The organism is Cupriavidus sp. WKF15 (assembly GCF_029278605.1).
Lineage (GTDB): Bacteria > Pseudomonadota > Gammaproteobacteria > Burkholderiales > Burkholderiaceae > Cupriavidus.
On sequence record NZ_CP119572.1, the window covers coordinates 3,399,556 to 3,413,436 of the forward strand.

13 protein-coding genes are annotated in these 13,881 nt (G+C 65.4%); 3 read left to right on the forward strand and 10 right to left on the reverse strand.

Features of this window, described 5'->3' with window-relative positions; translation table 11 throughout:
* Window positions 1-15: 15 nt before the first annotated feature.
* The 9 genes from CupriaWKF_RS15755 to pilM form a co-directional block, all read right to left on the reverse strand.
* Window positions 16-720, reverse strand: coding sequence for a transposase (locus CupriaWKF_RS15755; protein WP_276098761.1), 705 nt, complete (start codon window positions 718-720; stop codon window positions 16-18).
* 105 nt (window positions 721-825) lie between these two features.
* Window positions 826-1,962 carry a deoxyguanosinetriphosphate triphosphohydrolase gene (locus CupriaWKF_RS15760; RefSeq protein WP_276098762.1) on the reverse strand — a complete coding sequence of 379 codons (1,137 nt, stop codon included), beginning with the start codon at window positions 1,960-1,962 and terminating at the stop codon, window positions 826-828.
* A 54-nt stretch (window positions 1,963-2,016) separates the two neighbouring features.
* A complete protein-coding gene (gene aroB, locus CupriaWKF_RS15765) occupies window positions 2,017-3,123 on the reverse strand; it encodes a 3-dehydroquinate synthase (protein ID WP_276098763.1) in 1,107 nt (368 codons plus the stop codon).
* On the reverse strand, window positions 3,120-3,662 hold the full coding sequence (locus CupriaWKF_RS15770) for a shikimate kinase (protein ID WP_276100834.1): 543 nt from the start codon (window positions 3,660-3,662) through the stop codon (window positions 3,120-3,122). The genes aroB and CupriaWKF_RS15770 overlap by 4 nt, the downstream gene beginning before the upstream one ends.
* A gap of 289 nt (window positions 3,663-3,951) precedes the next feature.
* A complete protein-coding gene (locus CupriaWKF_RS15775) occupies window positions 3,952-6,069 on the reverse strand; it encodes a type IV pilus secretin PilQ (protein WP_276098764.1) in 2,118 nt (705 codons plus the stop codon).
* A complete protein-coding gene (locus tag CupriaWKF_RS15780; protein ID WP_276098765.1) occupies window positions 6,066-6,605 on the reverse strand; it encodes a pilus assembly protein PilP in 540 nt (179 codons plus the stop codon). Before CupriaWKF_RS15780 ends, CupriaWKF_RS15775 begins: the two co-directional genes overlap by 4 nt.
* On the reverse strand, window positions 6,602-7,270 hold the full coding sequence (gene pilO, locus CupriaWKF_RS15785) for a type 4a pilus biogenesis protein PilO (protein ID WP_276098766.1): 669 nt from the start codon (window positions 7,268-7,270) through the stop codon (window positions 6,602-6,604). Before pilO ends, CupriaWKF_RS15780 begins: the two co-directional genes overlap by 4 nt.
* Window positions 7,271-7,272: 2 nt before the next feature.
* Complete coding sequence (locus CupriaWKF_RS15790; protein ID WP_276098767.1) at window positions 7,273-7,914, reverse strand: PilN domain-containing protein; 642 nt, start codon at window positions 7,912-7,914, stop codon at window positions 7,273-7,275.
* Window positions 7,915-7,934: 20 nt separating this feature from the next.
* Entirely contained in the window at window positions 7,935-9,005 is a 1,071-nt protein-coding gene (gene pilM / locus CupriaWKF_RS15795) for a type IV pilus assembly protein PilM (RefSeq protein WP_276100835.1), read from the reverse strand.
* A gap of 379 nt (window positions 9,006-9,384) precedes the next feature.
* On the opposite strand from pilM, the gene CupriaWKF_RS15800 reads away from it, so the two are divergent.
* Window positions 9,385-11,760, forward strand: a complete 2,376-nt coding sequence (locus CupriaWKF_RS15800) for a penicillin-binding protein 1A (RefSeq protein WP_276098768.1) — start codon at window positions 9,385-9,387, stop codon at window positions 11,758-11,760.
* A 72-nt stretch (window positions 11,761-11,832) separates the two neighbouring features.
* On the opposite strand, the gene cyaY is transcribed toward CupriaWKF_RS15800, so the two are convergent.
* A complete protein-coding gene (gene cyaY / locus CupriaWKF_RS15805; protein WP_276098769.1) occupies window positions 11,833-12,168 on the reverse strand; it encodes an iron donor protein CyaY in 336 nt (111 codons plus the stop codon).
* A gap of 200 nt (window positions 12,169-12,368) precedes the next feature.
* Here cyaY and CupriaWKF_RS15810 point away from each other — a divergent pair, with 200 nt between their 5' ends.
* A complete protein-coding gene (locus CupriaWKF_RS15810; protein ID WP_276098770.1) occupies window positions 12,369-12,599 on the forward strand; it encodes a hypothetical protein in 231 nt (76 codons plus the stop codon).
* Window positions 12,600-12,601: 2 nt separating this feature from the next.
* Window positions 12,602-13,873 carry a diaminopimelate decarboxylase gene (lysA, locus tag CupriaWKF_RS15815; protein WP_276098771.1) on the forward strand — a complete coding sequence of 424 codons (1,272 nt, stop codon included), beginning with the start codon at window positions 12,602-12,604 and terminating at the stop codon, window positions 13,871-13,873.
* The last annotated feature ends 8 nt before the right edge of the window (window positions 13,874-13,881 follow it).

Below are 13,881 nucleotides of genomic sequence, written 5' to 3' on the forward strand. Positions count from 1 at the left end.
CACCGATGAGTCATGCTAGCCCGGCTCAGCAGCCAACTCACGCTTGGGGCGGCCCTTTGGCAATGGCTGCACGCGTCGAGAGCCTTGGCGCTCGAGCTGCGCGAGGAATGCCTCGCCGCCAAGCGGCCAGCCGCTGTGCGCATGCTTGCGCAGGGTGGCGAGTGTCCGGCCTGACAGGCCCTCGTTACACAGCGACCGGTAGTTGGACTGCCGCTCGAACGGCGTATTGCCGAGATCCCAGTAGGAAGAGTGATCACTCACAATCGCGCTAGCCTCAATGCCAACATGATGACGATAGCTGCTCCACGGGTCAGCTTCTGGTGTCGTGGCCTCGCCTGCCCTCATGGCGTTGCCTTCGGCGTACAGCATCGCCGGCAACATCCATTCGGCTGGATCGAACACCGCGGAGCGGAAGCGCCCCTCCCACAGCGTGCCCGTGCGGCCGGCGGTACGGTTGAAGTGGCGCGCATAGCGACGGCCTACCGCCTGCATCGTCAGGCTCAGTGAATCGGCGCCGCGTGGCGTCGCCACGAGGTGGATATGGTTGGGCCGCAAGCCGTAGGCATGGATCGCCAGGTCATGTTCACGCGCGGCCATACGCAGGCAGTCCAGGTAGTGCAGGTAGTCGTCCGGCCCGAGGAAGACTGGCTGGCGGTTGTTGCCGCGTTGCAACACAAGAGCCGGCAGGCCGGCTGGGGAAAAACGGGGAAGTCGTGCCATCGGGGGTTGCAGAGATCAGAACCGGGTTGCCCGAATGATAGCCTGATCCGTCCCCAATTTCTGCGGGCACCCTTTTGTGCCCGCTCCGAACGCAAAGACCTGGGACTAGTTACCTTCGCTGACCGCAAAGATGCGACGGTGCTCGCGGATAGCGTAGCGGTCGGTCATGCCCGCGATGTAGTTGGCGATCAGCCGCGACTGGTCGCCCCCATGCGCGGCCTGGTACTGCGGCGGCAGCAGCCGCGAATCCGACATAAACGCCGCAAACAGATCGGACACGATGCGCTGCGCCTTGGACGACATCCGCATGACCAGGTAATGCCGGTACAGGTGCCGGAACAGGAAGCGCTTGAGCGTGGCCGCCTCTTCGTGGATCTGGGCGCTGAACCCGACCAGCGGCCCCGCCGCTCGCACCGCCTCGATCGAGCGCGGATTCGCCGCGGCAATGTTCCGGCTGGTGGTTTCGATCAGGTCCACGATCAACGTGTTGATCATGCGCCGCACGGTTTCATTGATCGCGCGGCGGCCGTTGATGCCCGGGAACGCCTCGGCCACCTCGGCCCGGTGGCGACCCCACATCGGCACTTCGTCGAGCTGTTCCAGCGTCAGCAGGCCCGAGCGCAGGCCGTCATCGATATCGTGGTTGTTGTAGGCGATTTCGTCGGCCAGGTTGGCCAGCTGCGCCTCCAGCGACGGCTGCGAGCCCTCCAGGAAGCGCCGGCCCAGTTCGCCAAGCGCGGCCGCGTTGACGCGCGAGCAATGCTTGAGGATGCCTTCGCGCGTCTCGAAGGTCAGGTTCAGGCCATTGAAGCCGCCGTAGCGCTCTTCCAGCTCGTCCACCACCAGCAGGCTCTGCAGGTTGTGCTCGAAGCCGCCGTGGTTCTTCATGCAGGCGTTGAGCGCGTCCTGGCCGGCGTGGCCGAACGGGGTGTGGCCAAGGTCGTGCGCGAGCGAGATCGCTTCGACGAGATCCTCGTTCAGGCGCAGGTTGCGCGCGATCGAGCGAGCGATCTGCGCCACTTCCAGGCTGTGCGTCAGGCGCGTGCGGAACAGGTCGCCCTCATGGTTGACGAAGACCTGGGTCTTGTACTCGAGCCTGCGGAAGGCCGTACTGTGGATGACACGGTCGCGATCGCGCTGGAATTCGCTGCGCGACGACGACGCGGGCTCGGCGTGGACCCGTCCGCGCGTCTGCGCGGAGCGGGCGGCGTAGGGAGCGAGATGGCTTTCAAGGTCGGTCATGCGGCAATCCGTGGGCTGGGTCAGGGTTGCGAGGCATAACCGATCGCGAATCACTTACGCGACCGTGGCCTCGGTGGGAGGTTTAAGGACTGCCTGCGCCAGCGTCGCGCGCAGGTCGTCATCGGGAACCGTGGTGATGAACGCTTCGCCAAGCTTCTTCAGCAGGATGAACTTGATGCTGCCGGCTTCGGCCTTCTTGTCCACCTTCATCAGTTCGATATAGCGGTCGGCGCCCAGTTCCGGCGCAACGATGGGCAGCATGGCCGCCTGCGTCAGTTGACGGATGCGCGCGCGCGTCTCGGTGTCGATGAAGCCCAGGCGGTGGGACAGGTCCGCCGCCATCACCATGCCACAGCCGACTGCTTCGCCATGCAGCCACTCGCCGTAGCCCATGCCCGCTTCGATGGCATGGCCGAAGGTGTGGCCGAAGTTCAGGATCGCGCGCAGCCCGCCTTCGCGCTCGTCCTGGGCCACCACACCGGCCTTGATCTCGCAGGAACGTTGCACGGCCAGGGCCATCAGGTCCGGGTCGCAGTTGTTCAGCGCGGCGATATTGCGCTCGATCCAGGCGAAGTACTCCGCATCGGCGATCGCGCCGTGCTTGATTACCTCGGCCATGCCCGCAGCCAGCTCGCGCGGGGGCAGCGTGCGCAGCGTGTCGATATCGGCAATCACCGCGTTGGGCTGGTGGAACGCGCCGATCATGTTCTTGCCGAGCGGGTGGTTGATGCCGGTCTTGCCGCCCACCGACGAATCCACCTGCGAAAGCAGCGTGGTCGGCACCTGCACGAACGGCACGCCGCGCATGTAGCAGGCTGCCGCAAACCCCGTCATATCGCCCACCACGCCGCCGCCCAGCGCGACCAGCGTGGTCTTGCGGTCGGCGCCCGCCGACAGCAGCGCGTCGAAGATCAGGTTCAGCGTTTCCCACTGCTTGAAGGCCTCGCCATCGGGCAGCGTCACGACGCGCACAGTCTTGCCGAGCGCCTTCAGGCTGGCTTCCACGCGTGCCGCGTAGAGCGGGCCCACCGTTTCATTGGTAACGATGACGGCGTGCTGGCCGCGCACGTGCGGGCGCAGCAGTTCGGCGTTGCCGAGCAGCCCCGAACCGATATGGATGGGATAGCTGCGCTCTCCCAGGTCGACTTGTAGCGTGATCATGAATGCGTATCTTTAGCCGGCTGTTCCGGCGCGGCAGCGGCGGGATCGATGCGGAAACCCGCCATTTCCAGTTGCATCAGCACCATATTAGCAAGCTGCGCCACCGAGGGCTTGCCGGTCTCGATGATGAAATCGGCCACTTCGCGGTACAGCGGGTCGCGCGTAGCGTAGAGGGCCTCCAGCTTGCCCTTCGGATCCTCGGTCTGCAGCAGCGGGCGGTTGCGGTCGTGCCGGGTGCGCAGCCACAGGTCATGCGGACTGGCGCGCAGGTAGACCACGGTGCCGCGGGCCTTGAGCAGTTCGCGGTTTTCCGCCCGCAGCACCGCGCCGCCGCCGGTGGCCAGCACGATGCCGCTGCGCCCGGTCAGCTCGCGGATCATCGCGGCCTCGCGCTCGCGGAAGCCTTCCTCGCCCTCGTGCTCGAAGATCACCGGAATGCGCACGCCGCAGTGCGCTTCCAGCTCATGGTCGGAATCGAAGAACGGATAGTGCAGGCGCCGTGCGACCGTACGGCCCACGGTCGTCTTGCCGGCGCCCATCAGGCCGACGAAAAAGAGATTGGGGCGGCCGGTCTCCGTGGCCGTCGGCGAGGCTGTCACTGGATTGTCGTTCGGGAATGCGGATTCCGGTCCGCCCTCCCCCGTTGGAAACTGCATCATCTTCTTATGTTGAGCCGCAGGCGGCAAGTGGCGGATGCGGCATTGTCGTGCGGGCGGCCCCACGGACAAAAAAAGGCCGCATCAGTCGATGCGGCCTTGCAGTCTACTGCATCCAGGGTCCCGGGCGCCAATTACGCCTCATTCGCGCCGGGATCCGCATCATTCCGCATCATTTCAGCGTCACACTCTCATTCAGCACGCGCGGCGTCAGAAAGACCAGCAGCTCGGTGCGGTTGCGCACCTTGGCATTGCTCTTGAACAGATTGCCCAGCACCGGGATATCGCCCAGCCAGGGCACCTTGTCGGTGTCGTTGGACTCGGTTTGCGTGTAGATACCGCCGATGACCACCGTGCCGCCGTTGTCCACCAGCACCTGGGTCTGCACGTGCTTGGTGTCGATGGCGAAGCCCGACGTCGTCTGGATGCCGACGCTGTCCTTGTTCACGTCCACGTCGAGCAGCACATTGCCCTCCGGCGTGATCTGCGGCGTCACCTCCAGTTTCAGGTTGGCCTTGCGGAACTGGACCGACGTGGCGCCGCTGGACGTCGCCGCCTGGTAAGGCAGTTCCGTGCCCTGCTCGATCAGCGCCTTGATGTTGTTGGCCGTCACCACGCGCGGGCTCGAGATGATCTTGCCCTTGCCGTCCGCTTCCAGCGCGGACAGCTCGAGCGCAAGGAAGCGGGTCGCCGCGCTGTTGAATATGCTGACCGCGATGTTCGCCGGATTCGCGCCGTTGATGGCGCCAGCCGGCAGGCTCAGGAACGGACCGTTGTCGGAAGTCGTGCCTGGCAGCACGTTGTTGTACGTATTGCCCACCTTGGCATTGTTGTACTGGCCGGCAAAGCCGAGCTTGACGCCAAGGTTGCGGCTGAACGTATCGGTTGCCTCGACGATGCGTGCCTCGATGATGACCTGGCGCACCGGGATGTCGATCTTGGCGAGGAAGTTCTGCACTTCCTCAAGCTTGCTGGCAATGTCCGATACGAACAGCTGGTTGGTGCGCGCATCTGCGGTCAGCGAACCGCGCTTGGACAGCATGCGCGAAGCCATGCCGGCGGCGCCACCTACACCAACGGCCGGGACCGCGGCGCCGGGAGCGCCCGTGCTTATACCCAGCAGCATCTTGCGCACGTCTTCGGCCCGCTGGTAGTTCAGCTGGTACACCTGGCTGCGGATCGGCTCCAGGTCATTGATCTGCTGCTGCGCCTCGAGTTCGAGCTTCTCCTTGGTGGCCAGCTCGGCCTTGGGCGCGACCCACAGCACATTGCCATTGCGGCGCGACGCCAGCCCCTTGGCATCCATCACGATCTGCAAGGCCTGGTCCCACGGTACGTCCTTGAGGCGCAGCGTGATGTTGCCCTGCACGGTATCGCTGGTGAGGATGTTCAGGTTCGTGAAGTCGGCAAACACCTGCAGCAGCGAGCGGATGTCGATGTTCTGGAAGTTGAGCGACAGGCGCTCGCCACGGTAGCCCGGACCGCTGATCAGCTTGGTCGGGTCCTCCTTGACGGGGCGCACTTCCACGACGAACTGGGTGTCCGTCTGGTACGAGCTGTACTCCCAGTTGCCGCGCGGCTCGATGGTCAGGCGGGTATTGCCGCTGGTATCCGTGGCGCGCATGCCCTGCACCGGCGTGCCGAAGTCGCTCACGTCGAAGCGGCGGCGCAGGTTGTCGGGCAGCGTGGTGCCAAGGAAGTCGACCACCACGTTTTGGCCCTGCTGCGCGATATTGATGCCGGACTCGCGCGAGGACAGGTCAACCACCACGCGCCCCGCCCCATCTGCACCGCGACGGAAGTCGATATTGCGCACGGAGGCTCGCCCCGCGGCAACCGCGGTCAGTGCGGCAGGCGCCGCAAACGTGGGCGTGGCCGCCTTGGCCGCGGGTGCGGCATTATCCAGCAGCACCACGAACTGGTTGCCGCGGACTTCCGTGCGGTAGGTCGCCGCACGCGTCAGGTCGAGCACCACGCGCGTACGGTCCCCGATCTGCATGACGTTGGCGCCGCGCAGCAGCTTGCCGCCATAGTCATACTGGGCACGTCCTGCGGCAAACCCGGTGTCGAAGAAATCGAGCGCGATGCGCGCCGGCTTCTGCGTCGTGAAGTCCGCCGGCTTTTGCGCCGGCGGCGACTGCAGGTCGATGGTGAACACGGTCTGCTCGCCCACGACATTGGCCTCGACCGACTTCACCTGGTTTGCCTGTGCCAGCGCGGCCGGAGCGGCCAGCACCAGCGCCATCGTTGCTGCGCCCGCAAGCGCCCGGTACCAGCGACCCAGGGTCATGCCGACACCTCCAGCTTCAGGCTGGTCATTTTCTCTTTCCACTCGGATACCCCTTCCCGGACCAATTCGCGCAACACGATCTCCTGATCGGTGATGCGGACCACCCGGCCGTAGCTCTGGCCGAGATACTGACCCACCTTGACGTGGTGGATCTTGTTATCAACCCGCACGATGCCGAAGGTCTCGCCGTGTTTCTTCATCATGCCGAGCATCTTGAAGTTTTCGAGCGGATAGTCCTCCAGCGGCTCGCGGCGCCGCCCGGCTTCGGGCGACTCCGCCATCATCTTGTTGAGTTCCCCGATCTTGGTCTGCGCGAACGGCTCCGGCGCATTGCGCTCCGCATACTCGCGCGGTACGTAGGGCTTGGGCTCGGGCAAGGGCGCCGGCGGCTGGGCCTTGGCGTTGCGGGTGGCGTCCATCCACTGGTGCAGCGCCTGTTCGTCGCTGGATCCACACGCGCCCAGCAGGCCGGCGGCCAGCGCGGCGACGGCAAGCACCGCGGCGCGATGCGTGCAAAGGCTCACGAGGCGGCTCATTTCGCACCTCCGGCCGGCTTGGCAGCATTGGCGGCGGCCTTGCGTTGGGCGGCCTGCTCGTCCGGGTCCAGCGCGCGGTAGGCCATCGCGACCGCCTCCATGGTCAGTCCGCCGTCCTTGGTATTGGCGAGCTGCAGGTTCTGCATCGACACGATCCGCGACAGGGCAGCGACATCGGCATTGAATTGCGCAACATCGTGATAGCGGCCCGTCACCTTCAGGTTCACCGGGATCTCGGCGAAATAAGGCTTGAGGACAGCGGCCTGCGGCTTGAACAGTTCGAACTGCAGGCCACGCGCGACGCCGGCATGGTTGACGTCAGCCAGCAGGGCATCCATTTCCGTCTTGTTGGGAAGCTGGCGTTCAAGCTGCGCGACCCGCTGCTCGACCTGCTTCTTCTGCGCACGCAGTGCGTCGAGGTTCGCGACCTGCGCGACCTTGGACTGGTAGGCCTGCTTGAGGGTCTCCTGCTCCGAGCGCTGGCGGTCCAGCTCCTCGGACTTGCCGCTCCAGTAGAACTGCCATCCGAGCAGCAGCACCACCACCGCCGCCATGATGGCGAACACCACGCGCGGCGCCGTCGGCCAGGTCTCGGGCTCGTTCATATTGAGCCCGCGGAACTGGCCTGCCAGGTCCGACAGGTTGATTTCGGTATTGAGCCCCATGATCAGGCCTTTCCGTTGGCGGCCGGCGCCGAGGCCGGGCGTGCCGAGCCATCCTTCTTGTCGGCTGGCGTTTCGGGAGCGCGATAGGCGAAGCGCATGGAGAATTCGAACAGGCGGCGCTGCTCGCGCAGGTTGTTGGTCATCGTCACCGCCTTGGACTCGACCAGTTCGGCCTTGTCGAGCCAGGGCACCGCGCCCACATTGCGCAACAGCTCGGAAATGCGCTCGTTGGACTGTGCCACGCCGGCGATCGTGAAGGCCTCGCCAGTCTGCTTCAGGCTGGTCAGGTAGACCCCTTCCGGCACCTGGCGCACCAGCTCTTCAAGCAGCTGCACCGGGCGGTTGCGTGCGGTCTGCAGGCTTTCCACGGCCTGCTGGCGCTGCAGCAGGGCCTCGATGTCCTTCTTGAGCGTGTTGACCTCGCGGATCTGGCCGTCCAGCCGCGCATTCTCGGTGGTCAGCACCTGGTTCAGCGCGGCCACCGATGCGATCTGGCGATCGATATAAAGCCCACCCAGCAGCACCAACAACGCCCCACCCGCGGCGGCGCCGCCAAGGATCGCGTAGACGCGCTTGCGCCGGGCGGCCTTGCGGGCTTCGTGGTAGGGCAGCAGGTTGACCGACGGGAGCGTGTTCGTTGACATTCGGATTCCCCCGGGGCGCGTTATTGCAGGCCGCGCAATGCCAGTCCGGCGCTGACGATATACGCCGGCAGGTCGCGCTGCAGGTAGCGCTCGTTGACCTTGCCGTTGGTGACCATGTTGGCGAACGGGTTCGCCAGCGTGGTGGTGATCTGGGTCTGTTGCTGGATGGCCGCCTGCACGCCAAGCAGAGACGCATGTCCGCCCGACAAGAGGATTTCGTCGACCCGCCCCAGGCTGGAGCTGGCAATGAAATTAGCCACCGCGGCCTGCACTTCCATGGCCAGCGCTTCCAGCGATGGCTTGAGCAGTTGGGCGCGCCAGGCTTCCGGCAGCGTGTTCTTGCGTTTCTTGATCTCGGCCTTGAGCGCGTCGAGCGTGAACATGCGCGCGGCGCTTTGCGTGAGCTGGTCGCCGTAGCTGTTCAGGGGCTGCTCGTACAGCTCCTTCCAGCCCTGGTAGAAGATGGCCTTGGAACGGCTGCCGCCGAGGTGAACGACGGCCACCACCGGCAACGCGCGTGCGTCGGCTTCAGACATATCGCGCGGCACGCCAAGCATCTGCACGACGGTCCGCTGCACCGCGTATTCCTCGACATCCATGACCTGCGGGCGCAGGCCTGCCATCTCGGCGGCGGTGACGCGTTCCTGCACGCGGTCGCTGTTGGCCGCGGTCACGCGCACGCCGATACCGCCCTCGGTTTCGCTCGGGCCGATCACGGCAAAGTCGAAATTGACCGCCTGCGACGGCGGATAAAGCCGGTGCGCCTCGGACTCGACCTGGGAATAGAGTTCGTCTTCGGACAGGTTGTCCGGCAAGCTGACGGTCTGTGACTCCGTCAGCATCGAAGGCACGCCAAGCACCACGTCCTTGGTGCGAATGCCAGCCTTGCCGAGCGCGCGTTTGAGCGCGATCCCGACCGCCTCGATATTGACCACGTTGCCATCGGCAACGGCACTGCGGTCCAGCAGTTCGCTGGCACACTTTTCCAGCCGGTAGTCCTGCTTGCTGCCCCCTACGGACAGCTCAACTACCTTGACACTGGACGACCCGATGTCCACGCCGACCGTAGTCCGGCGCAGAAGCCCCGACAAAATGCCCCGTCGCAAGGTGACCCCCTGACATTTGAACTCGCCCCTGGCTTGACTGCTCTAATCGGGCGGGTCCTGTTTCTCGATGAAACGTTTTGCTCTTTTATGTTGGCCGATTCTTACAAAAACCGGCAGTGCTGGCAATGTGCCGCTCTGACCACGCTTTTATTTTTGCGACGGCTCCTCCAAAGCGTTGCCAAAACCCCACGGTCGTCGGGTTCCCTTTCCAGCCTTTTTTCTGTTCTCACATCGGCGCAAACTGCGGCGATCAGGGACATTACATCTTGTAACAGCGCAGTAGCGCCGCAGGCGCCACTGTGCGGGAAGTTGCCGCTATCCCGGAAGATATAATCCCCCGCACTCCTGACTAGGTTTTTCCCTTATGGCCACAGCACAACAGAAGCCGTCCCTCCCTGCCCGCCGCCCGCTCTGGGCGCGGCTCACGTTCTGGGTGGTCGGTCTGATCGTCGCCGGCATCGTGGCGGTCGCGCTGCTGCTGGGCTATGCGTTGCTGGTGGCCGCGCCCAACCTGCCGTCGCTCGACACCATCACGGACTATCGCCCCAAGATTCCGCTGCGCATCTTCACTGCGGACAATGTGCTGATCGGCGAATTCGGCGAAGAGCGCCGCAACTTCGTACCCATCGCCGAAATCCCCGACGTGATGAAGAAGGCGGTGCTGGCGATCGAGGATGACCGCTTCTACGAGCACGGCGGGGTGGACTTTGTCGGCGTGTTGCGGGCAGGCCTGGCAAACCTGCGCGGCGGGCTGTCGCAGGGGGCATCGACGATCACCATGCAGGTGGCGCGCAATTTCTTCCTGTCGAGCGAGAAGACCTACACGCGCAAGATCTACGAAATGATGCTTGCGTACAAGATCGAGGCGAACCTGAGCAAGGACCAGATCCTCGAGCTGTACATGAACCAGATCTACCTCGGCCAGCGCGCCTATGGCTTCGACAGCGCAGCGCGCGTCTATTTCGGCAAGTCGGTGCGCGACGTCACGCCGGCCGAGGCCGCCATGCTGGCCGGCCTGCCCAAGGCGCCGTCTGCCTACAATCCGGTGGTGAACCCCAAGCGCGCGAAGGTACGTCAGGAGTACATCCTGCAGCGCATGCGCGACCTGCGCTACATCACGCCGGAGCAGTATGACCAGGCCCTGCGCGAAACGCCGAAGGTCCGCACGGAAGGCAACGAGTTCTCGACGCATGCCGAGTACGTGGCCGAGATCGTGCGCCAGCTGATGTACGCGCAGTACCGCGAGGAAACCTACACGCGCGGCCTCACCGTCTACACCACGCTGATGAAGCCCGACCAGGATGCGGCGTACGAAGCCGTGCGCTCGGGCATCATGAACTACGAGCGCAAACACGGTTACCGCGGCCCGGAAGCCTTCATCGACCTGCCCTCCGACCAGGCAGAACGCGAGCAGGCCATCGACGACGCGCTGGTCGAGCACCCGGGCAGCGACGACCTGCGTTCCGCCGTGGTGACCAGCGTGTCATCGCGCGAAGTGAAGGCCACGCTGCTGTCCGGCGAAGTGGCCACCATCGAAGGGGCGGCGCTGCGCTTCATCGCGCCGTCGCTGTCGGCGAACGCGCAGCCGAAGACCAGGATCCGCCCCGGCGCGATCATCCGCGTGACGCAGGACGAAAAGGGCCAGTGGACGGTCACGCAGCTCCCGGAAGTGTCGGCGGCCTTCGTCTCGATCAACCCGCAGGACGGCGAGATCCGCTCGATGGTCGGCGGCTTCGACTTCAACCGCAACAAGTTCAACCATGTGACGCAGGCCTGGCGCCAGCCGGGTTCCAGCTTCAAGCCGTTCATCTATTCGGCCGCGCTGGAAAAGGGCTTTTCGCCGGCCACCGTGATCAATGACGCGCCGCTGACGATCGGCCCGGACACCGGTGGCCAGATATGGGAGCCGAAGAACTACGATGGCAAGTTCGAAGGCCCCATGACCATGCGCCGCGCGCTGGCCAAGTCGAAGAACCTGGTCTCGGTACGCATCCTGCGTGCGATCGGCACGCAATACGCCCAGGACTACATCACCCGCTTCGGCTTCGAGGCCGACAAGCACCCGGCCTACCTGCCGATGGCGCTGGGCGCGGGCAGCGTCACGCCGCTGCAGATGGCCGGCGCGTACTCGGTGTTCGCCAACGGCGGCTACCGCATCAACCCGTACCTGATCCAGAAGGTGGTCGATGCGCGCGGCAAGGTCCTTTCCGAAACGCAGCCGCAGCGCGCCGGCAGCGATGCCGTGCGCGTGCTCGATGCCCGCACGGCGTTCATCGCCGACACCATGCTGCGCGACGTGGTGCGCATGGGCACTGCCAACGCCGCCAAGCAGCGCCTGGGCCGCAATGACCTGGCCGGCAAGACGGGTACCACCAACGACGCCGTGGATGCCTGGTTCGCCGGCTACACGCCGAACCTGGTAGCCATCGCCTGGATGGGCTACGACCAGCCCAAGAGCCTGGGCGTGCGCGAGACCGGCGGCGGGCTGGCCCTGCCGATCTGGGTCGGCTACATGGGCAAGATGCTCAAGGGCGTCCCGGAAAGTCCGGAGCGCCCGGCGCCGGAAGGCGTGCTGATGGTCGGCGGCGACTGGACCTTCGAAGAAAACGCCAGCGGCGCCGGCGTGGCTTCGGTCGGCCTGGGCGATCCGTGGCCGGGCAAGCCGGAGGAAAGCACGCGCTCGCCGGCCGATGTCGAGGCCGAGAAGAAGAAGATCCTGGAGATGTTCGGCGGCGCCTGAGCCGTGTTGCAGCCAATGGAAAAAGCCGGCCCACGTGGCCGGCTTTTTCATTCGTGCGCATGACTTGGCGGGTCAGCCCAGCGTGAGCGCTACCTCCGCCTGCTGGCTCACATAGCTGGACAGCGCGTCGTACAACTCGTTGCCGCTGCGCGTATCGACCCAGCGCTCGCCGTCGCGACGGAAGTGGAAGCCGCCCGAGCGCGCCGCGACCCACAGCTCCTGCATCGGCGCCTGGCTGTTGATGATGATCTTGGAGCCGTTCTCGAATTCCAGCTCCATGACATTGCCGGTCCGGCTGATTTCGATGTCGGCGTCGGCCGCGTCCGCGGCGGCTTCCACCGCGGCTTCGATGCGGTCCAGCTCCTTGACCGCCAGGGCCAGGAACTCGCTTTCGCTCAAGGGGGGCATGCTAAACTCCAAGACCGCCGGCGCCAGCGCTGTCCGCCTTGCTGCTCACATTGAGCATCGCATGGGGCACCTGCAGTGGCCGGCATTATTTGTTGAGGATTCCCGGATTCCGGCCGTGCCCTGGAACTCTGGCGGCGGCCGCGGACGACACGCCGGCTGCCGGTCCGACAGCTTTCCCAACCGCTTTCAAGGACGACCCGATGCTCCGTCGTGTTGCGATTGTATCGGCGTTTGCCGCCAGCCTTGCGATGCCCCTGCTGGGCGGATGCGGCATTCGCGGGCCGCTGACCATGCCCAAGCGCCCGCCCGAGCCGACCGCTCCTGCCGTGCCCGATCCTGGCCTGGGACATGCGGACGCGACGCTGCCCGCCCCGGTAGCCCCCGCCACGCCCCCGGCCCCGGCTCCTTCCGACGCCCCTACCACCAGGTAACCATGACCGCATTTTTCCATCGCCAGGACGGCGCCCTTGTTGCCGAACAGGTGCCGCTGGCGCAGATCGCCGCAGAGTTCGGCACGCCGACCTACGTGTACTCGCGCGCCGCGCTGACCGCCGCCTACCAAGGCTATGCCGCCGCCTGCCAGGGCCGCAAGGCGCAGGTGCAATACGCCATGAAGGCCAACTCGAACCTGGCAGTGCTGCAGGTATTCGCCAGGCTCGGGGCCGGCTTCGACATCGTCTCGGGCGGCGAACTCAAGCGCGTGCTGGCCGCCGGCGGCGATCCGCGCAAGGTGGTGTTCTCGGGCGTGGGCAAGAGCGCGGCGGAGATGGAACTCGCCCTGGCGCACGACGTGCGCTGCTTCAACGTCGAGTCGATCCCCGAACTCGACCGCCTCAATGCCGTGGCCGGCCAGCTGGGCAAGCGCGCTCGCGTATCGCTGCGCATCAACCCGGATGTCGACGCCAAGACCCACCCGTACATCTCCACGGGCCTGAAGGACAACAAATTCGGCATCGCGTTCGAGGAGGTACTGCCCACGTATCGGGCCGCCGCGTCGCTGCCGCACATCCGGATCACCGGCATCGACTGCCACATCGGTTCACAGATCACCGAGGTGGAGCCATACCTGGAAGCGCTCGACAAGGTGCTCGACGTGGTGGAAGCGCTCGAACGCGAGGGCATCGTCCTCGAGCACATCGATGTCGGCGGCGGCCTTGGCATCACCTACGCTGACGAGACCCCGCCGGACATCACCGGCTTCGCCACCACGCTGCTCGACCGCGTGGCCGCACGCGGTCATGGTCATCGGGAAGTGTTGTTCGAGCCGGGCCGCTCGCTCGTCGGCAATGCCGGCGTGCTGCTGACCCAGGTTGAATTCCTCAAGCCCGGCGCGGCCAAGAACTTCTGCATCGTCGATGCCGCCATGAACGACCTGGCGCGCCCGGCCATGTACGAGGCCTTCCACGGCATCGAGCCGGTGCTGGCAAGCAGCGCTTCACCGGTCACCCCGCCGGTCACCTACGACATCGTGGGGCCCGTATGCGAATCGGGCGACTGGCTCGGCCGCGACCGCGCGCTGGCTGTGCGGCCCGGAGACCTGCTGGCGGTGATGTCGGCGGGTGCCTATGGCTTCGTGATGAGCTCCAACTACAACACCCGTCCGCGCGCGGCCGAAGTGATGGTCGACGGCAACAAGGTCCACCTGGTACGCGAGCGCGAACTGGTCGAAGACCTGTTCCGCGACGAACGCCTGCTACAGGACTGATCCTGCCC

Bases quoted from the DNA above. Each gene is read 5' to 3' on its own strand.
- CupriaWKF_RS15755 (WP_276098761.1), bottom strand. From the start codon at position 720: ATGGCACGACTTCCCCGTTTTTCCCCAGCCGGCCTGCCGGCTCTTGTG.
- CupriaWKF_RS15760 (WP_276098762.1), bottom strand. From the start codon at position 1,962: ATGACCGACCTTGAAAGCCATCTCGCTCCCTACGCCGCCCGCTCCGCG.
- aroB (WP_276098763.1), bottom strand. From the start codon at position 3,123: ATGATCACGCTACAAGTCGACCTGGGAGAGCGCAGCTATCCCATCCAT.
- CupriaWKF_RS15770 (WP_276100834.1), bottom strand. From the start codon at position 3,662: ATGGGCGCCGGCAAGACGACCGTGGGCCGTACGGTCGCACGGCGCCTG.
- CupriaWKF_RS15775 (WP_276098764.1), bottom strand. From the start codon at position 6,069: ATGACCCTGGGTCGCTGGTACCGGGCGCTTGCGGGCGCAGCAACGATG.
- CupriaWKF_RS15780 (WP_276098765.1), bottom strand. From the start codon at position 6,605: ATGAGCCGCCTCGTGAGCCTTTGCACGCATCGCGCCGCGGTGCTTGCC.
- pilO (WP_276098766.1), bottom strand. From the start codon at position 7,270: ATGGGGCTCAATACCGAAATCAACCTGTCGGACCTGGCAGGCCAGTTC.
- CupriaWKF_RS15790 (WP_276098767.1), bottom strand. From the start codon at position 7,914: ATGTCAACGAACACGCTCCCGTCGGTCAACCTGCTGCCCTACCACGAA.
- CupriaWKF_RS15800 (WP_276098768.1), top strand. From the start codon at position 9,385: ATGGCCACAGCACAACAGAAGCCGTCCCTCCCTGCCCGCCGCCCGCTC.
- cyaY (WP_276098769.1), bottom strand. From the start codon at position 12,168: ATGCCCCCCTTGAGCGAAAGCGAGTTCCTGGCCCTGGCGGTCAAGGAG.
- CupriaWKF_RS15810 (WP_276098770.1), top strand. From the start codon at position 12,369: ATGCTCCGTCGTGTTGCGATTGTATCGGCGTTTGCCGCCAGCCTTGCG.
- lysA (WP_276098771.1), top strand. From the start codon at position 12,602: ATGACCGCATTTTTCCATCGCCAGGACGGCGCCCTTGTTGCCGAACAG.